This is a genomic window from Senegalia massiliensis, assembly GCF_900626135.1.
In the GTDB taxonomy this organism is placed as follows: Bacteria; Bacillota; Clostridia; order Tissierellales; family SIT17; genus Anaeromonas; species Anaeromonas massiliensis.
On sequence record NZ_LR130785.1, the window covers coordinates 123,552 to 144,130 of the forward strand.

The window sequence follows — 20,579 nt, forward strand, 5'->3', positions numbered from 1 at the left end:
ACTATATATAAAATATAAATCAATTTTCTATTCTATATACTTTTCTTAAATTATATATATTTTTAGTGTAAATAACTATATTACCTATTTTGTATTGCCCTACTTATAATCTTATTGTAAATTTTAATTAAATAAGGTTCATTAGAATATTGATCAAGGTTATTAGTTTTAACCCATCCTACATCACTAGTTTCATATTCATTCAAAATTAACTCTTCATTTTCATCTGCTATTAATATATAAGATATATTTAGATGTAAATGGGAAGAAACATACTTTCCCCTTTTAACATGACCATATACTGGTATAATATCAATGGATATAATCTTCTTGGTTAATGGCCAGACTTTAGAAATCCCTGTTTCTTCTTTTGCTTCTTTGAGTGCCACTTCTAGCATATTGTTATTTCCGTCTGCATGACCTCCAGTCCAAGCCCAAGTATTGTAAATGTTGTGATGAATCATAAGTACCTTATCTAAAGATTTATTTAAGATTAATCCAGAGCTAGTCATATGAGCTATCTCATTTTCTCTAGTTAGTATATTGTCATAAAATTTATCTATATACTCTAAAGTAACTTTTTTATCATTAACTTCTTGTTCGTTAATTGGTTTATAATTCTTTATTTCTTCTCTAAAGTTAATAAGTCTACACTTCCTTTATATTTTATAATTAAATATTTAAAATTGCAGTTATTTGTTCTTAATTTTATTTTATCTTATTTTGCAAAGATTTTACTACTTATGGGTATGTTGGCTGTCAATTAACTTATATTATTATAGTTGTTGTTTATAATAAAAAGATTTTATTATTTCTGCTAATTCTTTTGGTGAATCAGTATTTACCTCGTGTCCAGCATTTTTTACAAATTGAATTCCTGATTTTATTATATTTTCAGCTATATTCTTTGTAGCTTTTTTATTTACTTTATCTTTCTTATTTACTTTATCTTTTTCTCCACATATAACTAACACAGGACATGAAATATTTTTTAGGTTTTCACTAAAATTTAAATCCATCATAGAATTTGTTAATTCAATAAATGCTTTCTTTCTAAGTCCCATCCCTTTGAAAGATTTCTCAGGTATGAATCGAAAAATAATATTTTGAATTTTAAGTAATACTTTTGGCATTTCATATTGTGTCCCTATCAATATCAAAGAATTAACCTTTGAAGGATTATCTATGGCATAATTTAATGCAAGAACTCCACCTAATGAAAGTCCACATAGATTTAACGGTTCAGAAAAATTATCACAATACTGTGAAAAGGATTGATATAGATTTGAATATGTTATATCTCCTCTTCTTAGAAATAAAGATAAATCTGGACAGATAATATTCTCTTGTACTCCCATATAAGAAATTGTTTTCTTCCAACTTTATGAATATTGTCCAAGTCCATGAATTAATATATACTTCATTATATACTTCCTTTCTGACAAACTTTAATTTGTTGTCATAGTTTGTTAATAATTATATATTTCTTTCATACTATTCAATATAATCTTTTTGCAGTATTCCCATAATAATAATATGGTGCCATTTACCATCTCTAAATATAGCTTCTTTCATTTTACCTTCATGTTCCTAAAATCACTTTTAGTTAAATTATAATTTGACCATTTCAAATTACCATAACCTTCTATATTGTGTTCTATATCATTTGTCATCTTTGTATGTGATTCAATTTCTAAACCTAAACTATATGCATCCCTTTTACTAAAATTATGTATTTTTATCTTACTACCCATAAATGATACAATATAGTATAAATATAATCTTTAGATATACTATATTGTATCATTTATATAAAACTAATGTCTGAAAATTCCTATTCTTTTTCACGTAAATTTTCAACATTAAAATTCGATTTGGATTTCATTTTTATCAACCAGATATACTAGCATAGAACATATGCAGGATACATATAAAAAAGTCAGGGAAAACTCCCTGACTTTTTTCTAAGCAAAAAACATTAATAATAGTCCTGCTGCTACTGCTGAGCCAATAACTCCTGCCACATTTGGTCCCATTGCATGCATAAGTAAAAAGTTAGAAGGATTTTCTTCTTGTCCAATTTTTTGTGCAACTCTTGCAGCCATTGGTACTGCTGATACTCCCGCTGCCCCTATGATTGGATTTATCTTTCCACCACTTAATTTATACATTAATCTTCCGAATAATACTCCTGTTGCAGTTCCTACAGAGAATGCTAAAAGTCCTAAAGCTATTATGCTTAATGTTTCAGCTGTTAAAAATAATTCAGCTTCTGCCTTTGCTCCAACTGTTATACCTAATAAAATTGTAACTATATACATTAATGAATTTTGAGTTGTTTCTGTAAGCTTTGGTACTACTCCTGATTCCTTGATCAAATTACCAAGCATCAACATTCCTATCAAAGCTGCTGCTGATGGTAATAATAATATTGTAAATATAGCCACTATTATTGGAAATATTATCTTTTCTTTCTTAGATACTGGTCTTAACTGTTCCATCTTAACCTGTCTCTGTTCCTTAGTAGTTAAAGCCCTCATTATTGGTGGCTGTATAATGGGTACTAAAGCCATGTATGAATATGCTGCTATGGCTATAGGACCTAATAGATCAGGAGCTAATCGGGATGTTAAGAACAATGCCGTAGGTCCATCTGCTCCCCCTATTATTGCCACTGATGCTGCCTCTGGTCCTGAAAAACTTACAAAAGGTACAATTTTATCTAAAAATATTGCCCCAATAAATGTGAAGAATATACCAAATTGAGCTGCAGCTCCTAACAATATACTCTTAGGGTTAGCAATTAGAGGACCAAAATCCGTTCCTGCTCCTACACATAGGAAAATTAATGGAGGATAAATTCCTAAATCAGTTCCCTGATATAGATAGTACAATAGACCTCCCTCTTCCATTAGTCCCCCTAAAGGCATATTAACTAATAACATACCAAAGGCAATAGGTATTAATAAGTATGGCTCATATCCTTTTTTTATAGCTAGATATAAAAATGTCAAAGATATTCCTATCATAATTACTTCTTTATAAGTAATAGCTGCAAAGCCGGTACTTTGCCAAAATTCCTGTAATATATCCATTTAAATTTACCTTCCTTTCTTCCTTAGTAAAATTATTCTAAAGATATCAATGGATCTCCTGAGCTAACTGATGATCCCTTAGAAGTATTGATTGCTGCAACTTTTCCGGCTCTTGGTGCCATTATCTCATTTTCCATTTTCATAGCTTCAAGTATTAATAATACGTCCCCTTCAGCTACTGTATCTCCTTCATTTACCTTTACATCTACTACAGTTCCTGGCATTGGTGCGTTTACAGTTTCTGCTCCTACTGGTGCTGGCTTAGGTGCTGGAACTGCTTTCTTTGGTTGTGACTTCGGTTGAGCCTTTGGTGCTGATGCTGGTTTTGATTCTCTAGATGTAATTACTTCTGATCTAACCCCTACTTCTTCTACTTCTACCTCATATGTGCTTCCATTAACAGTTATATTATATTTTTTCATACCTAATATCCTCCTTAGTGTCCCTTTAGATTATTATATATCCCCTCTTGTCTCCCTGTCATAGCCCATACAGGAGATGCTTGAGATACTCTTTTAATATTTCTTATATATATATTTTCCACAGACTGTCCTGTAGCTGCTGATATAGCAGCAGCAATAACTGCTACTAACTCTTCATCACTATCTACAATCTCTTCAGTATTCTCCACTACAGTATTTTGATTAACTGGTAGTACTCTCTTTTTTACAGGCTCTTTTTTCTCTTCCTTGTAAAAAGCTGATTTAAATCCAGTTAATATTAAAGATATAACTACTAGTGTAGAAAATACTATTGCCATACTAAATACTGTTATGATTAAACCTTCTGAAAGAGATATTCCATCTTGTAAATTCATCTAATTCACCTCTCTAACTATTAAAATTATAATGGAAGATTACCATGTTTCTTAGCAGGTCTAGCTTCTCTCTTACTTGATAACATATCAAAAGCACTAATAATTCTTGGTCTAGTTAATTGAGGTTCTATTACATCATCAACATATCCTCTTGATGCAGCTATATAAGGATTTGCTACTGTATCTCTATATTCTTTTATTTTCTTACCTCTCATTTGAACTGCATCATCAGCATTTTTAATCTCTTTTCTAAAAATTATATTGGCAGCTCCTTCCGGTCCCATTACTGCAATTTCTGATGTAGGCCATGCCAATACTAAATCAGCCTTAAGATGTCTTGAACACATTGCAATATATGCCCCACCATAAGCTTTTCTAAGTATTACAGTTACCTTTGGCACTGTAGCTTCTGAATATGCATATAACATCTTAGCTCCGTGTCTTATAATTCCTCCATACTCTTGACCAGTTCCTGGTAGGAACCCTGGAACGTCTACTAAAGTAAGTAATGGTATATTAAAGGAATCACAAGTTCTTATAAATCTTCCTGCCTTATCTGAAGCATTGATATCTAAACATCCTGCTAAAACCTTAGGTTGATTAGCTACAATACCTACAGATCTACCGTTTAACCTTATAAATCCAGTTACTATATTCTGTGCATAATAAGGTTGAACTTCTAAAAATTCTCCTCCATCTGCTAGTGTGTATATTATATCCTTAATATCATAAGGTCTATTTGGATTATCAGGTACTATATCATTTAATTTCTCATCAATTCTATTTATTTCATCTTGGGAATCAAATATTGGAGCATCTTCTAAATTATTAGAAGGTAAGAAGCTTAATAATAATTTTATCTTTTCAATGGTATCCTCTTCACTATTGTCTACAAAATGCGCTACACCACTGGTAGAGTTGTGAGTCATTGCTCCACCTAATTCTTCAGCTGAAACCTCCTCTCCAGTTACTGTTTTAATAACTTGAGGTCCAGTGATAAACATCTTACTAATATTATCTACCATGAATATGAAGTCAGTTAATGCTGGTGAATAAACTGCTCCACCGGCACAGGGTCCCATTATTACAGAAATCTGTGGAATAACTCCTGAAGCTATAGTGTTATTAAAGAATATATCTCCATATCCAGATAAAGCATCTACCCCTTCTTGAATTCTAGCTCCACCTGAGTCATTTATTCCTATAATAGGAGCCCCTACCTTCATAGCCATTTCTTGTACCTTGGTGATTTTAGCTGCATGCATCTCTCCTAAAGATCCACCAATTACAGTGAAGTCTTGTGCAAACACATATACTAATCTTCCATCAACAGTCCCATATCCAGTAACTACTCCTTCCCCAGGAGCTTTTTTCTTTTCCATTCCGAAATTAGTACACCTGTGCTCAACAAAGGTATCTATCTCTATAAAGCTTGCTTCATCCAATAGCTTTTCTATCCTTTCCCTTGCTGTTAATTTACCCTTAGCATGTTGTTTTTCTATGCTCTTTTCTCCACCACCAAGTTTTACCTTTTTCTTTAAGTCTCGGAGTTCTTCTAACCTATCTATTGACATTTCCTTTCCTCCTAATATTAAATTTATACATCTATAAAATAAATTCTTAGCTATATATTAATACTAAAATATAGCATTTACTAACATATATCCTATTGATGGTACTACAAGACTCCCCAATCCAGTAAAGAATGTGGCAGTCATTGCACCGTAAGGAACAAGTTCTGCATTAGTAGCTGCTAGTCCTCCAGCAACTCCACTTGTAGTTCCTATGAGCCCACCATATACCATTGCTGAGGTTGGGTTATCTAATTTAATTATTGGAGCAACGAAAGGAGTAATTATCATAGTTAATACGGATTTAACAACTCCTGCTGCAATTGATAATGCAATCACATCAGAACTAGCTCCTAGAGCTGATCCCGCAACAGGACCTACTACAAAGGTAACTGCTCCTCCACCTATAGTAGTTATATCTGCAGGATCAGTATATCCCAATAGTGCAGCCATAGCAGCCCCTATAATGAAGGAAAATAATACACCTACTAAAAGAGAGACTATACCTGGTAATCCAGCTTTTTTTATATTTTTAAAGTCCACACCATAAGCAGTAGATATTATAGCATAATCCCTAAGCATTCCTCCTCCTAACAATCCAATTCCTGCAAACAAACTCACATCAGCTAGTCCCTTTTCTCCACCAGTATATTTTCCAGCTATATAAGCAAGAACTAAACCAACTACAATTGCTATAGCAGATCCCATTCTCTTTTGTCCAATCATATTGGCAAAACCATAGGATATAACCATTATTAATGCAACTATACCAAGGGCCGCTACTAGATCATAGGATGTGAACAATGTTTTTATGATATCCATCATCTTTAATCACCTCTACTCGTTATTTTCTTTAACAGTTAATTTTGTAATTAATGGCACTAATAATAATGCTCCTATAGTTGCAACTCCTCCTGCTAAAAATGCCACAGCTCCACCTTCAAAGGCTGCTACAACATTTTGTCTAGCAGACATTGCAACTACAATAGGTATATATAGTGAACTCAATAGCAATATTCCATTTGATGTTCTCTTACTAAAGGGTTTACCTTTCTTTTCAAAATGATTAGTAACTAAAATCAACATAAGCATTGCAAAACCTACTCCACCTACATTTCCATCTATTCCTAATAAGTTCCCTAATCCTCTTCCAATAAATGAGCCTACGAACATACATAAAGCAACTATGCCAAGACCATAAATTTCCATATGCTTGTCCTCCTTGTTTGTATTAAATTATAAGAAGATAGAGAAGACTCTATCCTCTTATATGTATTAAATAGCGCTATTTTCTCTAAGTTTTTGAATTTTTTCATCGCTTAAACCCACAAAATCCTTTAATATTTCTTCAGTATGTTCTCCTAGAATGGGTGCTGGACTTTCTACTTTACCTTGAGTTTCACTCATTTTGATAGGTACTCCTGGAATCTTAGTTTTTCCAGCAGTAGGATGTTCTACCTCTACTACCATTTCCCTTTCATTTACCTGAGGATCATTTAACACCATCTCTATATTATTTATTGGTCCATTAGGCACTCCAGCATCATCTAATAATTTCTGCCATTCCTTAGTACTCTTTTTCTTAGTTTCTTCAACTATAAGAGGTCTTAACTCATCATAATTTTCATTTCTCAATGGATTAGTCTTAAATCTCTCATCATCTGCGATTTCTTCCTTACCAAACACATTAAATAACTTTCTAAATAAATTATCATTACCTGCTGCAATAACAATTTCTCCATCAGAAGTTTCAAAGGGCTCAAATGGTACAATGGATGTATGTTTATTTCCTGCTGGCTCTGGTGACTTTCCAGTAGCAAAATATCTTGAGATAGCGTTTTCAAGTATAGCAACTTGACAGTCTAACATAGCAACGTCCACCTTTTGACCCTTACCTGTACTATTTCTATAATTTAATGCACCTAATATTCCAATAGCTGTAAATAACCCTGCAGTAATATCTCCTATAGAAGGTCCTACCCTTGTTGGTTTTCCTCCCTTTTGTCCTGTTATACTCATTATTCCACCCATAGCCTGAACTACACCATCATAAGCTGGTCTTTGACTATAAGATCCTGTATGGCCAAATCCTGATGCTGCTGCATATATTATTCCTGGATTTACTTTCTTTAGTTTCTCATATCCTAAATTTAGTTTCTCCATTGTTCCCGGTCTATAGTTTTCCACAATAACATCTGCACTTTTAACCATTTCTAATAATAATTCTTTAGATTCCTCTTTCTTTAAATTTAGAGTCATACTTTTCTTATTTCTATTAATACTCATAAAATAAGCACTTTCTCCATTAACGTAAGGCCCAAATGCCCTAGAGTCATCTCCTTTATTTGGGATCTCTATTTTAATAACTTCAGCTCCCATATCTGCCAATACCATAGTAGCATAAGGTCCTGCTAAAACTCTAGTAAGATCAAGTACCTTGATACCTTCTAATGCTTTATTCATAATAATTCCTCCTTTTATTTTTATAGTTATCAACATTTCATAACTTTACAATGTATAGTTGCAAACATCATGCCATTTTATAAAATTTAGTATGTTACCGTGCTATTTACCTTAATACAAATCTTTGATTTGAATAATTGAATCTAATACAATTTTTACTAAGGAAAATTTTCTTTTATTACATATAAAAAGTGATAACTTTTGTATCACTTAATTACAAAAGTTATCACTTTTTATATGTTTTAAATTATATTTTTCAATCTTTCTTCTTAAAGTAATTCTAGATACCCCTAACTCCTCTGATGTTCTAGTAATATTCCAATTATTTTTATCTAGAGCCTTCTTTATCGCATTTTCTTCCACTAATTCTAAATTATAATGATGACTTTCCTCAATACTATCATCCTCTAATATTTCCTTTGGTACATCTTCTAATGTTATTTTATTATCCTTTTTAAATATCATTATCCTTTCTATAACATTCTTTAGCTCCCTAATGTTTCCTGGCCATAAATAACTTTTAAATATATCTATTACCTCTTTAGATATGGATTCTATATTTTTATTTAAGGCATTATTGTAGTTTTCAATAAAATGCTGAGCTAAAGGCATAATATCTTCTCTTCTTTTTCTTAAAGGTGGAATATAAATTGGAATTATATTTAATCTAAAATATAAATCCTTGCGGAAATTTCCCAATTCAATCTCTTCTTGTAGATCTTTATTTGTTGCAGAAAGAATAGTAGCGTTAAAGTCTATTTCTTCTAATCCACCTATTCTTCTAAATTTCTTTTCCTGAAGTACCCTTAACATCTTTGCCTGCAGAGCTATATCCATATCTCCTATTTCATCTAAAAATAACACACCATTATTAGCTCTTTCAATCAAACCTTCTTTGGAACTTTTTGCATCTGAAAAGGCACCTTTTTCATATCCAAACAATTCACTTTCCTGTAATGTTTTAGGTATTGCAGCACAGTTAATTGATACAAAAGGAATATTATCTCCTTTCATACTTTTAATGCTTTTAGCAATGACTTCCTTACCACTACCACTTTCTCCTTCTAATAGAATACAAGTATTATATTTCATACTGGCAATTTCTTTTATATTCTCTTTAATTTTCACTATTTCAGAAGATTGTCCAATAAATTTTACTTGATTATCACTATATCCTTTATCTATTTCTATTTTAGTTTTAGCATATTCTAATGTCTCCTCTATAGATCTACTGATTTCTGATAGGGAAAATGGCTTAGTAAAGTAATCATATGCTCCCATTTTCATTGCCTTTACTGCAAGTTTAACATCACTTAAATATGTAATCATTATTACAATACATGAGGGTTTTATTTGCTTAATTTCCTTCAGTACATCTATACCACTTATACCTGGTAACTTTATATCCACTATAGCAATATTAGGCATCTTCTTTCTTACAATATCAAGTCCTTCTTCTCCAGATTCAGCAGTAAATACATCTATTCCTAATTTTTTCATGTTTATCTGTAGTGATAACCTTATACTCTTTTCGTCATCAACAATTAATAATTTCATTTAAGATCACTCCTTTAAGATCACCTTTAAACTTTAATTACTGTTCTTCAATAGGAATACTAATTATAAACTTTGTTCTTTTGCCAAACTCACTTTCAACTACTATGGTACCATTATGCTCTTTAATGATATTGTAGGTTATAAATAATCCTAAGCCAGTTCCTTGTCTCTTTTGTGTATAAAAAGGAAAAAAGACTCTATCTAAATCCTCTTCTTTTATTCCTTTTCCGTTATCCTCGATTATAATTTCTAAATTATTATTATTTTGATTGAATGATATATATATTACTCCCTTTTTATCTACAGCATGTATTGCATTTTTTAATATATTTATTAGAGCCTGTTTTATTGCTCTTCTATCTATATTAGCTAATATTGGTGTTTCTAAAGAGCTTTTTTTCACTATTATATCTTTTTGTTCCATTTCTGAATCTAATAAATTTAAAATTAAGTCCAAAAGATTTTCTACATTAGTCGGAACTTTATTTAGTTTAGATTCATAGGTAAAATCCAGAAAACTGATCACAAGATTATTTAAATCTTCTACTTCATTTTCTAAAAACTCTAGAATCTCATCTTTTGTCTCCTGATCATTAGTATTATCCTTTAAAATCTCTATTAAATTACCCATTCCAGCTAGAGGATTTCCTATATCATGTATTATAGATGCTGATAGCCTACCTAAAGTTTTAATTCTATCATCCCTTGCTAATTCCCTTTCCATTATCTTTCTCTCTCTAAGATCTTTTAAAAGGAAAACTACTCCTACAACCTGTTGATTATCATCTAATACCCTAGATGCAGAAACGCTAATTGATATTTCTTCTTTACATCTATTTTTAATAGTAAGCTCAACATCGTTAAATACATTTCCTTTATCTATTACATCAATAAATATTTCTCCTATAGTAATATCCAACCTATCAATAAACTCTTCTAGACTAAATTCTTTTATCTCTTTTAAATTATATCCTGTTATTTTTTCTGTTTCCCTATTTACTATTGTTATATCTCCTTTATTGTTAAATACTATTATTCCATTGGCTACACTTTTAAGGATATTATTTAGATATTGTTGAAGTCTATTCTGCTCTTTGAATGAACTTTCTAATTCCTTTATATTATTATTAAGTATAATACTCATTTCACTAAAAGCTTTGCTTAGCTCAGTTACTTCATTAATTGAATCATTTTGTCCTTCTGTAAAATCTAATTCTTTTATTCCAACACTTAAATTTCTAACATTTTTTACTAACTTTCCTATAGGTTTTGTTATACTAAATGCTAATATTAATCCAATAATTACTGCTATAATCACTACTACTACCATCAAAGCACTTAGTTTTTTCTCGATTTCAGAAGCTTCAGCTAACATTGTTCCTTCCTCTTGTTCTACTATAACCATCCACTCTACACCTGGTACAAATGTTATAGCGCTATAATATGTTTTATTATCTTCTATATAATGACCCACTACATTTCTTTTATCCTTTAAAATATTCTCTAAATTAGTTGATTTTTTATTAATAGTAAAGTCTTGGTTTTTCATGGAAACTATTTTGTCACTGTTGTTCTTAATATCGGGATCAATAACTATACTTCCTTGTCTATCTATTATTGTTATTCTACCATTAAATCTTTCTTGGGTTTTATCTATTATGTCCTGAATATTATATAGAGGAATTCCCGCACCTATTAACCCTATAGTCTCTTTACTATAATTTTTCACTGGTGATGCTATTATAAAATGGGGACGTTCTAGAACACTACTTATTAACAATGGACTAATAGTAGTTTTTTCTGTATTCATAACATCCCAATAATAACTACGATCCATATATGACTTTTTTTTAACATGATCATTAGACGGTTTAGAAAAAACCATATCCGCCTTATCATTCATATAAAATATTAAGCTAAAGTATGGAAAATTATCATATATTCTGAAAATTTCATATTTTATATTATCAATGTTTCCAAAACTTTGAGATGAGAAATTACTTGCTGTTTCCACAGTAACTTTAGCATCTTCAAGATATGTTGAGATTTCATTGCCTATCATTTCTGATATCAATAAATTTTTATCTAAAGTTTTTTGCTGAATTCCCTCTGATGCTATTCTTTGAGTGAATATTCCTGTTATAGCAACGGAAAAAAATGCAAAAATAACAATAAATAAAGGTATTTTAAATTTTAGACTATTCATCTTCATTTATAATTATCATCCTTTTATATTTATCCAATCCATTATATCAATTATATTTACAAAAGTCATTTTAAATTATATTCCTTTGATTTATTAATAAAAAAGACCTATATATATAGGTCTTTTTTATTAATAAATTTTCTTGTATTATCAGTATCTGTAAATATTTTAACCTTTTCCTTTTCTTATATATAAAAATTGTATAGCAACTTTCAAAAAATTACTATACAATTTTTATATATTATAATAGAACTTACCTATTTTCATATTTATGGTACAGTTCACCATAACAGATATAATGGTGCTTTTTATATACTTAAGTTAATGATAATACTATTTTAAGTTACAGTAAATATCCTGATTAATGTACCTGTCTCCTTGTCCTTTTCCTATTATTTTTACATTTCTAATAATCTTATATATTTATCTAGTTAAGCTAAATCATTCCATTAGATTTATTTTAATTGAATTTATTATTTTATATTGTTTGATAGAATAATCCATCATTTATGCAATAAAAATATAATCTGCCATGACCTTGTTTACGAAATCTAAATTCCATATTCCATTCAGGATATTGCTTTACAACAAGAGCTCTATCCCCTCTAACATAGGCTATAAAAGAAATGTAATGTTCCTTTTTCATCTCATGTTTAGAATTTACATATAATTCATCTTCTACAGGCTCTATTTCAAGCATATGTTCATTGTCTGCTTTTTTTACTTCTAATGATTTTAATTTTTTTGAGCAACATAATATAGTTGCATCTCCTGTAGCTGTCATTAGATTATTACATCGTGGACATACATAAAACTTTAATTTATTCATATTTCCTCCTACTAGTTCGTTTAAATTTATTTCACCTGATAAAATTCCATCAATACTTACCTCTAGTATCTGTGCTAGTTCTGGAATTAAAGAAATATCAGGGCATCCTTGTCCTCGCTCCCATTTACTTATTGTTTTATCACTTATGTTCATAGCATCTGCAATTTGTTTTTGTGTCATGTTTTTTTCTTTTCTCAATTGATATATCAATTTACCAATTTTCTTACAATCCATTTAGCTCACCTCTTATATTAATTTAAACTATTTAGGAGTTTAGTTCAATAAACGAATCGTAGAGTATGCTTTTTTTATTATATTTAATGTTTCTTACTATTCTTCAATGTCTATGGGCATATATATTTTAATTATATTGCGTTCATCATCATAATCATAAAACTCCTGATCATATACTTCAATTTGATGATCTTTTCTAAGATTATATTTTAAATTTTTTGCCCATGTTCCCCAAATATATTCATAAGTATTTCTTATGTTTTTAATTGATCCTTTATATCTAAACACAGCATAATATCCTTTATTGATTTTTTCCACTTTCATACCTAAAGGTGGCTCACTATATCTTTTAACTTCCACGCCAACAAAATGTTTTGATTTTGTGTTTTCATTAAACTTCGCAAAATCTATATCAAAATTAGCAATCGTCATTCCATAAAGAATATTTTCATTTATAGAATCTTTTATTTCCTTAAATCTAGATAGAAAAATATCCCAAATATTTGGGATTATATTTTCTCTAATTGTAAATGATTTTTCTAAACCAATAAGATATTTATCTTCAGTAATTTTAACAATATCAGGCTTTAAATCAATTTTATAGAATCTATGATTTAATCGATCCTTATTTAATTCAAATTTTGTATTTGAAATTGATTTAACACCATTCATTCTATATTCTTTAGGAGTTATGCCAAAAACTTTCTTAAACGATCTTGTAAATGCTTCTTGAGATTGAAACTGATAATCTAAAGCAATCATCAATATAGAATCATTTGTTTCAATGAGTCTAATAGATGCCTCTGCTAATCTTCTTCTTCGTATATAGTCACCAAGCTTTTCTCCTGTAGCTGAATAAAATACTCTACTAAAATGATAGTACGAATAACCTATATTAGAAGTTAATTCTTCTACATATAAATCATTTTGTAAATTTTTTTCTATATAATTAACTACTTTAATTATATCATTTTCATATCTCATAATAAGCCCCTTTATATTAACTTCCAAAAGTCTCGATCACTTAATTCTGACTCTATATTAACATTGATCTCACTAAAGGGAAGGTCATCACCAAACCTTAATTTAACTTTATTGTTGTAGCATGGTGATCCATAACAAAATTCAAGTGACCTATCTGTTAGGTTAAATATAACAGATCTTAATGTCCCAAAAAACTGTTCGTAATAATGCACACTTAAACCATTCGGATATTTCCCATGGAAAAATGTCTTAAATTCCTCTATATCTATGAAATCATGCTGAAACATATAATTTTTCAAAGTATTATACCGATGCTTTGAATTATATACCTTTGGACTCCCATATCTAGAAGAAGATTTAATAACTTCATGATTTGTAGCAAAAAGTGTATATCTAGCATCTTGGTTATTATCAAATATTATATCCTTTACACCATCAAATACTTGTATTAAGGCTGATTTTCCTGATGGTTCAGTCAGTAAAAAATTGCTATTTGATACAATAGGCATAGATTGAATTAAATCAACAGCTTCTTCTACTGTTTTACAGTTATCAAGCACACTCCTTACAACTGTCCAAAACTGTAATCCTGTAACTGCAGGTTTTCTCAACCATGATAATGATCCAACAGGTGTTCCACAAGCTGAAAATGTTATACAAAGCCCTTCTTCATTCATCCCTTCACTTCTCCCAAATAGTCCTATGGAAAAGCCAATATGACTATATTTCTCATGAGAATGGACTGAGCAAAGTCTCATATCATCAGCTAAGTGGGTAAAATCATAATTTCTATATACATAAGTGCATTTATCCTTTGTTCTAGTATAAGGAATCATCCCATGACTACATCCAGTATACATATAGGACTCTTGATAATATTTCACTTGCCCTTTTTGAATTTTCAATTCATCACAAAAACCTTGTATTTCTTCATTAATATTAGGACAATACTGATCTAGTAATGATATCACTTCTTCTAACACAGTATTCTCTAAACAATTTTCTTCAGAAATATATTGTTTTAATAACTCTGATTTACTTCTGATTACTTTTCCAATCTGTTTGCCAATCTCATAGTGACTCCCCTCTAATTTATTATAATACCCCTTTATAATCATATGTCTAACCTCCTATACTATTATTAATTATAGTATATATTTTATGGAGAAATATTTTTTGATATTTTCTGCTATATTTAAATTTTATTAAATATCGCTATTGCACATAAACTAAAATCAGAACATAATATGTATATATAATCATATGGGAGGGAGGTTTTATGAATGATTATAATAATCTTCTAGATATATTAATGAATCAAATAGATTCAATCCAATCAAATAATAAACACTTGGAAAACCAGAGTTGTAATTCACATAAATTTTCTAATTCAACTAGTATTGAAGATTGCTTTTTTTCATTAGGTCCTAATGAATTTACTGCTTTAGCTACTATTTTAGGTTTTATTACTGCTAATAGATTAAATATAAATCAACAAAATTCCCTAGGTAGTTTTTTACAATTAGTAGGGCAAACAATTTTAACAATAAGTGCTCAGAGTTCTACCCTCGAATCTGACAATAATAACAGTGATATTTCTGAACAACTTGAATCAATAAAAAAACAAATTCAACTTATTGAGAAGAAACTATAACTACTAGTCCTTAGATATTTATACAAGAATTTTAAACAATATTATATAAAAAAACGCCATTACTTGTGATAAGGCTCAGAGTATCTATACTATTGGCGATTTTTTAAAGTAAATAAAATTATTGAGAAAGTTAATGATAATTATCACTATTTACCCTTACAAATAAAAGTACACCTATTAAATATCTATAGTGATACATTTATGTTATATGATATTTGTTATTAACTATCCTTGGTAAATATATTTATTATTCTTTGATTAAAACACCTAATAGTTTTGTAAAGTACAACGACTGAATAGGTGAAATAATCATTCCTTTGACATCTTCTATACCAACACCTATACCTTCAATTTTACTATCACTAAGATCTATTCCCGATAAACTTGTTCCTGACATCTGACTAAGTCTTAGATCACACTTTTTAAATACAACTTTTTCAAGCTTACTATTTTGAAAATTGCTACTTTTAAACATAGACTCTTCTAATATAACTTTTTTCATTTTTATAAATTTCATAAAAGCAAAGTTAAAATTACATCCCTTTATATATACGTTCTGTAATGTTCCATCGCTAATATTTGAACCCATTAGTTTACAGTTAACAAATTCGACTCTATGTACAATAGCTCCTCTAAAATCTACATTTGACAAATCACAGTTTTCAAATCTTACATCAGTAACATCTAGAGAATTTAATATAACTTCACTAAATATTACTCTTTTAAAAATAACCCTATTAAATGATACTTTATTAGCAATGAGATTACTTATTGTACAATCTGATATAAGCATATCTTCAAATACATCTTCATCAAAAATATCAGAAATTTTCCTATTACTTCTTATATGCATTGATGATCTTGGCTTCTCTATTTTAATTTTTCTTTGCTTATTGTCCATTACATAACCCCCTAATCTCTCCTATATATTTAACTTAAAAGAAATATCCTTACTTTCATATACGTCTATAATTAGTTTTAGTTTTTTCATATAAAGTTCATAAGCATCATCAAAGACCTCTTTATTACTAAAAGCAAAATCATTATCTATTTTTCTTAATTCTTTAATCCATAATTTTGATAGATTACTTAACTTCTTTGTATTATGAAATAATATGTAAATTTTAATATTCTCAAATTTAATTTCATTATTACTGTCTAAATTTACAGCCTCATAGTTGAATGTGACGCATTCCATTTATTATTTACATATCCTAAACCATACAAATATCCTGCTAATGTACTCCCTTGTCTTGCACTAATTGGATTTTATTCATTATTTTTTTCTAGATATTTTTGAATTCTTTAATTTTATATCATTTAATTGAACCTTTTCAAACCTTGATATATTTTGAGCTTTATCTATATCAAATTGTAAATGCCTGTACGAATTATGCCACATTAACCATTTAATAGAAAATATGGTGCATTTCTAATGTGATTTAAACCCTTGTATGTGATCCTAACAAAACTCTAAACAAAAACTACCATTACTTGTGGTACGGCTCACCATGCTTAACTAAATACATAACTTTTTTATTCTTATATATTATCTTTTTTCTATATGAAATCTATCTTATAATTTGAATTTACTAAGAAGTTATGCTTATATTGATAATTTCTCTAAATCATTTTCGGTATATACTTCAATTCCATTTTCCACTAGCAACTCTGCAGTTAAACCATTTCCTGCTTTAAGTTTCCCATAAAATGTTCCATCATATATAAGACCATACCCACATGATGGACTCCTTGATTGTAATATTGCTTTTTCAATACCAATAGTTTTAGCAATTTCCAAAGTTTTTTGTGCACCTTCAATAAATTCTTTAGTAAAGTCTTGTCCAACTTCACTTACTATTTTTCTATTCCCATCCTCATCAATAATAATTTCAGAACAAGCTCTTGGTATTGGTAATCCTGCTATTATTTCTGGGCAAATAGCAATAGCTTTTCCTTCTCTTACTAATTCTTGTATAGCTTCATTGGTACTATTACTGCCATTATATCTACAATTAACTCCTGCTAAACAAGCGCTCACTAAATACATATTGTTACATCCCTTCTTATTAAGATTTAATATTATTAGAAAATATAAACTACATTAACATATCTACCGATTTCCATTAACTAATCGATATAAAAATTGTATAGCAATTGTAATAAAATTACTATACAATAATCAATTTTATTCTATTTTCATATGTTATACTAAAATTATAATGAAGAGTGTATCCTTTTTCTATTCATTATACGCTTCAGCAGGGGTTTTCTAGCTAGTTGTAAATCTATAGTATCGTATATAGTAATAATACCACCGTTATTATTTATGACTTCTCTTATTTCATCAAAGAATTTCATTCTTGTAGCTTCTTCAATAGCAATGTGATCTGAATAGGTGCCTAATAATGATGTGTACTCATCTGCTGTAAAGTCTCTTGTTCTATGATAAAGTCTATATCCTAAATCTTCAAATCCATATTTAGATGCTATATTAGATATATATTTGGCATTTTCATCGCTATATTCATCTACTCCCAATGAATTAGGCATATACTTTTCATATATCTTTTGAAATTGAATATGTATATTTGGGCGTTTCTTATCTTTATAGGGATGATTTGCAAATCGGGCAAAAACACCACCACTTTTCAACATATCAAATACTTTGGTATATCCTATTTCTTCAGGAATCCAATGAAAAGCAGTTGCTGAAAAAATAAGATCAAATGAGTCAGAAGGACAATCAAAATCTTGAAATGCTACATTTTTAATATTAAAATGCTCATAATTACTAAATTTATCTTTAGAGAATTTTGCTAATTGATCACCCAATTCAATTGCAGTCAAATTACAACCTGTTTCAAGTATTGGTAATGTAGCCTGTCCTGTTCCTATACCTACTTCTAGGACATTACATGACTGATTTATTTCTTTTGTAGCAAAAATATCATCATATAGCTCCTTAACATAAGTAGGACGATACCTATCATATTTAAGGTACTCAGAGTTAAATGTAGTTTCTAAACCTTTTATTTTTGACATATATTCCTCCTATTTGGTGAATAATATCCCACTAAAGTCATTTTTGTTTGTTACTACTTATGGTACGGTTCTCCTCTACTAATTCTAAATGATCTATATATTTGTTCTAATAGTATAAGTCTCATTAATTGATGAGGGAATGTCATTTTTGAAAAGGATAATTTCATATTACTTATTTTTATTACTTCGTCATGCAACCCTACTGATCCACCTATTATAAAAGTTATATTACTATTCCCTGTAAGAGCTAAACTATCTAGCTTTTCAGCCAATTGTTCTGATGATAACTCCTTACCTTCTATACATAGTGTTATTACATAAGACCCATTAGGAATTTTTGAAATGATTTTTTCTGCTTCTTTTTTCTTTATAATATTTTCTTCTGATTCTGTCATGTTTTCTTTTGTGGGTTCGTCTTTTACTTCTATTATTTTAAGCTTACAATATGCTGATAATCTTTTAGTAAATTCCTTTATCCCGCTATTTATATATTTTTCTTTAATCTTTCCCACCGATATTATTGTTATGTTCATAATTTCACCTGCTTGTCCTCTATGGAGGTATTGATATTAATATTAAACTACTAAATATTTTGGTAATTTATCACATTTATCACATCTAGATGGAGTTATCCAATCTGTAAAAGATACGCTATCTAATTCATATATATCTGGTGGCTGCTCATATACATCTACAAAGTCATCTATTGCTTCAGTTAAATGTTCATTACATACAACATACATATAATCACTCCAGTAATTTATATTATATTAATTATATTATAACCTATTTTCATAAAAATAATTATATTGTTAAAAGACCTGACAAAATTTTGCCAAGTCTTTTGTTTTTATTCATCTGGTGCTTTGTCAAATTTTATATTTATCTTTTCTGTCTTACCATTTCTTATTATTTCCATTTCTGCACTATCGCCTGGTTTATAATTATATAGAGCTTTCCTAAGTGTTGAAAATCCAGTAATTTCAGTATCACCGATTTTAGTTAATACATCATTTTGTTGAAGCCCTGACTTTGAAGCAGGTGAATTAGGAACTACTTCTATAACTACAAATCCTTTTTCAGCTTGTATATCTAATCCTAAAGCTTTTTCATATTTATCTACTTCTAATCCATTTATTCCTATAAAAGCCATCTTAAATTCTCCATCAGAAAGTACTTGTTCTATTATAGGTTTTGCTATATTTATAGGTACAGAAAAACCTAGTCCTTCTGCTGATTGAATTTTAGCTGTGTTAATTCCTATTACTTTTCCTTCACTATTTAATAATGCACCACCACTATTTCCAGGGTTAATTGATGCATCTGTCTGAATTAAATTTTCCATCATTACATTTTCAGAAGATATAGTTCTATCTAAACCACTTATTACTCCAGAAGTTACTGTTCTTTGAAATTGAAGTCCTAATGGATTTCCTATTGCTATTGCTTGCTCTCCTACTATAAGTTCATCTGAATTTCCTAACTCTGCTGCCGGTAAATTAGTTTCATTAACCTTTATAATAGCAAGGTCAAGTGTTGAATCTTGCCATAATACATTTGCATTAGTTTTTGAACCATCTGCAAATTGAACTGTTATTTTATCTGCATTACCACCATCTATTACATGAGAATTTGTAAGAATATATCCATTACTATCAACTATTACTCCTGATCCTACACCTTGAAGTGGTACTTCATTTCCAAAGAAATTTTGTTGGGTAGTTGTAGTTGTAATCCCTACTACTGAATCCATTGCTTTTTTTGCTACTGCTGAAACAGTATTAATATCATCTTTGGTATTTATTTTTATAGTTTCATTTCCTGTTTTATTTGTATTACCATCATTTGTTTCAGGATAAGGTATAATGTTGCCATATAAATATGTTGGAGCAACATATGCTACAACAAATCCTCCAATAAGAGCTGCCACTAAAGCTACTAACATATAAGAAAAAAATCCACCTTTACTTTTCTTCTCTTTATATATTACTTGTTTTTCTTTAGTAGGACCCATTGGACTGTGCCATTCTCTTTTTTCTTGTTTAATTTCATTGTTATATTCTTCGTTGGTGTATTCATCATTGTTATGTTCATTATTGTTATATTCATCACTCATAATTTTTC

23 protein-coding genes are annotated in these 20,579 nt (G+C 29.4%); 1 reads left to right on the forward strand and 22 read right to left on the reverse strand.

Annotation, left to right across the window (positions count from 1 at the left end; translation table 11 throughout):
* Positions 1-80 precede the first annotated feature (80 nt).
* From E0D94_RS00550 to E0D94_RS00620, 15 genes are all read right to left on the reverse strand, one after another.
* Positions 81-644 (reverse strand): NUDIX hydrolase, encoded by a 564-nt coding sequence (locus E0D94_RS00550; protein ID WP_130805373.1) that lies wholly within the window; start codon positions 642-644, stop codon positions 81-83.
* Between the two features lie 132 nt (positions 645-776).
* Entirely contained in the window at positions 777-1,358 is a 582-nt protein-coding gene (locus E0D94_RS00555) for an alpha/beta fold hydrolase (protein WP_242620449.1), read from the reverse strand.
* A gap of 213 nt (positions 1,359-1,571) precedes the next feature.
* Positions 1,572-1,754, reverse strand: coding sequence for a hypothetical protein (locus E0D94_RS00560; protein ID WP_130805374.1), 183 nt, complete (start codon positions 1,752-1,754; stop codon positions 1,572-1,574).
* Positions 1,755-1,964: 210 nt separating this feature from the next.
* Positions 1,965-3,095, reverse strand: a complete 1,131-nt coding sequence (locus tag E0D94_RS00565; protein ID WP_130805375.1) for a sodium ion-translocating decarboxylase subunit beta — start codon at positions 3,093-3,095, stop codon at positions 1,965-1,967.
* A 32-nt stretch (positions 3,096-3,127) separates the two neighbouring features.
* On the reverse strand, positions 3,128-3,517 hold the full coding sequence (locus E0D94_RS00570) for a biotin/lipoyl-containing protein (protein WP_130805376.1): 390 nt from the start codon (positions 3,515-3,517) through the stop codon (positions 3,128-3,130).
* A 14-nt stretch (positions 3,518-3,531) separates the two neighbouring features.
* Positions 3,532-3,912 carry an OadG family protein gene (locus E0D94_RS00575; protein WP_130805377.1) on the reverse strand — a complete coding sequence of 127 codons (381 nt, stop codon included), beginning with the start codon at positions 3,910-3,912 and terminating at the stop codon, positions 3,532-3,534.
* A gap of 26 nt (positions 3,913-3,938) precedes the next feature.
* Positions 3,939-5,486 (reverse strand): acyl-CoA carboxylase subunit beta, encoded by a 1,548-nt coding sequence (locus E0D94_RS00580; protein ID WP_130805378.1) that lies wholly within the window; start codon positions 5,484-5,486, stop codon positions 3,939-3,941.
* Between the two features lie 63 nt (positions 5,487-5,549).
* Positions 5,550-6,308 (reverse strand): malonate transporter subunit MadM, encoded by a 759-nt coding sequence (gene madM, locus E0D94_RS00585; protein ID WP_130805379.1) that lies wholly within the window; start codon positions 6,306-6,308, stop codon positions 5,550-5,552.
* Between the two features lie 12 nt (positions 6,309-6,320).
* Positions 6,321-6,692 (reverse strand): malonate transporter subunit MadL, encoded by a 372-nt coding sequence (gene madL, locus E0D94_RS00590; RefSeq protein ID WP_130805380.1) that lies wholly within the window; start codon positions 6,690-6,692, stop codon positions 6,321-6,323.
* 66 nt (positions 6,693-6,758) lie between these two features.
* Positions 6,759-7,946 (reverse strand): CaiB/BaiF CoA transferase family protein, encoded by a 1,188-nt coding sequence (locus E0D94_RS00595; RefSeq protein ID WP_130805381.1) that lies wholly within the window; start codon positions 7,944-7,946, stop codon positions 6,759-6,761.
* Positions 7,947-8,156: 210 nt separating this feature from the next.
* A complete protein-coding gene (locus tag E0D94_RS00600) occupies positions 8,157-9,503 on the reverse strand; it encodes a sigma-54-dependent transcriptional regulator (protein WP_130805382.1) in 1,347 nt (448 codons plus the stop codon).
* A 37-nt stretch (positions 9,504-9,540) separates the two neighbouring features.
* Positions 9,541-11,709, reverse strand: a complete 2,169-nt coding sequence (locus tag E0D94_RS00605; protein ID WP_165442818.1) for a PAS domain-containing sensor histidine kinase — start codon at positions 11,707-11,709, stop codon at positions 9,541-9,543.
* 478 nt (positions 11,710-12,187) lie between these two features.
* A complete protein-coding gene (locus E0D94_RS00610; protein WP_130805384.1) occupies positions 12,188-12,772 on the reverse strand; it encodes a helix-turn-helix domain-containing protein in 585 nt (194 codons plus the stop codon).
* A gap of 96 nt (positions 12,773-12,868) precedes the next feature.
* Positions 12,869-13,756: an AraC family transcriptional regulator gene (locus E0D94_RS00615; RefSeq protein WP_130805385.1), complete on the reverse strand. Its 888-nt coding sequence runs from the start codon at positions 13,754-13,756 to the stop codon at positions 12,869-12,871.
* Positions 13,757-13,767: 11 nt separating this feature from the next.
* The gene (locus E0D94_RS00620) at positions 13,768-14,874 is read right to left on the reverse strand and encodes a C45 family autoproteolytic acyltransferase/hydrolase (protein WP_130805386.1); all 1,107 of its coding nucleotides are present in this window, start codon (positions 14,872-14,874) and stop codon (positions 13,768-13,770) included.
* 161 nt (positions 14,875-15,035) lie between these two features.
* Between E0D94_RS00620 and E0D94_RS00625 the strand changes: the two genes are divergently transcribed.
* Entirely contained in the window at positions 15,036-15,410 is a 375-nt protein-coding gene (locus E0D94_RS00625) for a hypothetical protein (protein WP_130805387.1), read from the forward strand.
* 247 nt (positions 15,411-15,657) lie between these two features.
* Here E0D94_RS00625 and E0D94_RS00630 read toward each other — a convergent pair whose 3' ends face one another.
* From E0D94_RS00630 to htrA, 7 genes are all read right to left on the reverse strand, one after another.
* A complete protein-coding gene (locus tag E0D94_RS00630) occupies positions 15,658-16,311 on the reverse strand; it encodes a pentapeptide repeat-containing protein (protein WP_130805388.1) in 654 nt (217 codons plus the stop codon).
* A gap of 21 nt (positions 16,312-16,332) precedes the next feature.
* Positions 16,333-16,608: a hypothetical protein gene (locus E0D94_RS00635; protein ID WP_130805389.1), complete on the reverse strand. Its 276-nt coding sequence runs from the start codon at positions 16,606-16,608 to the stop codon at positions 16,333-16,335.
* Between the two features lie 408 nt (positions 16,609-17,016).
* Entirely contained in the window at positions 17,017-17,460 is a 444-nt protein-coding gene (locus E0D94_RS00640) for a 2-thiouracil desulfurase family protein (protein WP_130805390.1), read from the reverse strand.
* A gap of 167 nt (positions 17,461-17,627) precedes the next feature.
* Complete coding sequence (locus E0D94_RS00645; protein WP_130805391.1) at positions 17,628-18,455, reverse strand: class I SAM-dependent methyltransferase; 828 nt, start codon at positions 18,453-18,455, stop codon at positions 17,628-17,630.
* A gap of 53 nt (positions 18,456-18,508) precedes the next feature.
* On the reverse strand, positions 18,509-18,988 hold the full coding sequence (rlmH, locus tag E0D94_RS00650; RefSeq protein ID WP_130805392.1) for a 23S rRNA (pseudouridine(1915)-N(3))-methyltransferase RlmH: 480 nt from the start codon (positions 18,986-18,988) through the stop codon (positions 18,509-18,511).
* Between the two features lie 42 nt (positions 18,989-19,030).
* The gene (locus E0D94_RS00655; protein WP_130805393.1) at positions 19,031-19,198 is read right to left on the reverse strand and encodes a CxxH/CxxC protein; all 168 of its coding nucleotides are present in this window, start codon (positions 19,196-19,198) and stop codon (positions 19,031-19,033) included.
* Between the two features lie 107 nt (positions 19,199-19,305).
* Positions 19,306-20,571 carry a serine protease HtrA gene (gene htrA, locus E0D94_RS00660; protein WP_207289578.1) on the reverse strand — a complete coding sequence of 422 codons (1,266 nt, stop codon included), beginning with the start codon at positions 20,569-20,571 and terminating at the stop codon, positions 19,306-19,308.
* Positions 20,572-20,579 lie beyond the last annotated feature (8 nt).

What these genes read in the sequence shown, in the direction of transcription:
- E0D94_RS00555 (WP_242620449.1), bottom strand. Translation starts at nt 1,358, where the DNA reads ATGGGAGTACAAGAGAATATTATCTGTCCAGATTTATCTTTATTTCTA.
- E0D94_RS00560 (WP_130805374.1), bottom strand. Translation starts at nt 1,754, where the DNA reads ATGGGTAGTAAGATAAAAATACATAATTTTAGTAAAAGGGATGCATAT.
- E0D94_RS00565 (WP_130805375.1), bottom strand. Translation starts at nt 3,095, where the DNA reads ATGGATATATTACAGGAATTTTGGCAAAGTACCGGCTTTGCAGCTATT.
- E0D94_RS00570 (WP_130805376.1), bottom strand. Translation starts at nt 3,517, where the DNA reads ATGAAAAAATATAATATAACTGTTAATGGAAGCACATATGAGGTAGAA.
- E0D94_RS00575 (WP_130805377.1), bottom strand. Translation starts at nt 3,912, where the DNA reads ATGAATTTACAAGATGGAATATCTCTTTCAGAAGGTTTAATCATAACA.
- E0D94_RS00580 (WP_130805378.1), bottom strand. Translation starts at nt 5,486, where the DNA reads ATGTCAATAGATAGGTTAGAAGAACTCCGAGACTTAAAGAAAAAGGTA.
- madM (WP_130805379.1), bottom strand. Translation starts at nt 6,308, where the DNA reads ATGATGGATATCATAAAAACATTGTTCACATCCTATGATCTAGTAGCG.
- madL (WP_130805380.1), bottom strand. Translation starts at nt 6,692, where the DNA reads ATGGAAATTTATGGTCTTGGCATAGTTGCTTTATGTATGTTCGTAGGC.
- E0D94_RS00595 (WP_130805381.1), bottom strand. Translation starts at nt 7,946, where the DNA reads ATGAATAAAGCATTAGAAGGTATCAAGGTACTTGATCTTACTAGAGTT.
- E0D94_RS00600 (WP_130805382.1), bottom strand. Translation starts at nt 9,503, where the DNA reads ATGAAATTATTAATTGTTGATGACGAAAAGAGTATAAGGTTATCACTA.
- E0D94_RS00605 (WP_165442818.1), bottom strand. Translation starts at nt 11,709, where the DNA reads ATGAATAGTCTAAAATTTAAAATACCTTTATTTATTGTTATTTTTGCA.
- E0D94_RS00610 (WP_130805384.1), bottom strand. Translation starts at nt 12,772, where the DNA reads ATGGATTGTAAGAAAATTGGTAAATTGATATATCAATTGAGAAAAGAA.
- E0D94_RS00615 (WP_130805385.1), bottom strand. Translation starts at nt 13,756, where the DNA reads ATGAGATATGAAAATGATATAATTAAAGTAGTTAATTATATAGAAAAA.
- E0D94_RS00620 (WP_130805386.1), bottom strand. Translation starts at nt 14,874, where the DNA reads ATGATTATAAAGGGGTATTATAATAAATTAGAGGGGAGTCACTATGAG.
- E0D94_RS00625 (WP_130805387.1), top strand. Translation starts at nt 15,036, where the DNA reads ATGAATGATTATAATAATCTTCTAGATATATTAATGAATCAAATAGAT.
- E0D94_RS00630 (WP_130805388.1), bottom strand. Translation starts at nt 16,311, where the DNA reads ATGGACAATAAGCAAAGAAAAATTAAAATAGAGAAGCCAAGATCATCA.
- E0D94_RS00635 (WP_130805389.1), bottom strand. Translation starts at nt 16,608, where the DNA reads ATGGAATGCGTCACATTCAACTATGAGGCTGTAAATTTAGACAGTAAT.
- E0D94_RS00640 (WP_130805390.1), bottom strand. Translation starts at nt 17,460, where the DNA reads ATGTATTTAGTGAGCGCTTGTTTAGCAGGAGTTAATTGTAGATATAAT.
- E0D94_RS00645 (WP_130805391.1), bottom strand. Translation starts at nt 18,455, where the DNA reads ATGTCAAAAATAAAAGGTTTAGAAACTACATTTAACTCTGAGTACCTT.
- rlmH (WP_130805392.1), bottom strand. Translation starts at nt 18,988, where the DNA reads ATGAACATAACAATAATATCGGTGGGAAAGATTAAAGAAAAATATATA.
- E0D94_RS00655 (WP_130805393.1), bottom strand. Translation starts at nt 19,198, where the DNA reads ATGTATGTTGTATGTAATGAACATTTAACTGAAGCAATAGATGACTTT.
- htrA (WP_207289578.1), bottom strand. Translation starts at nt 20,571, where the DNA reads ATGAGTGATGAATATAACAATAATGAACATAACAATGATGAATACACC.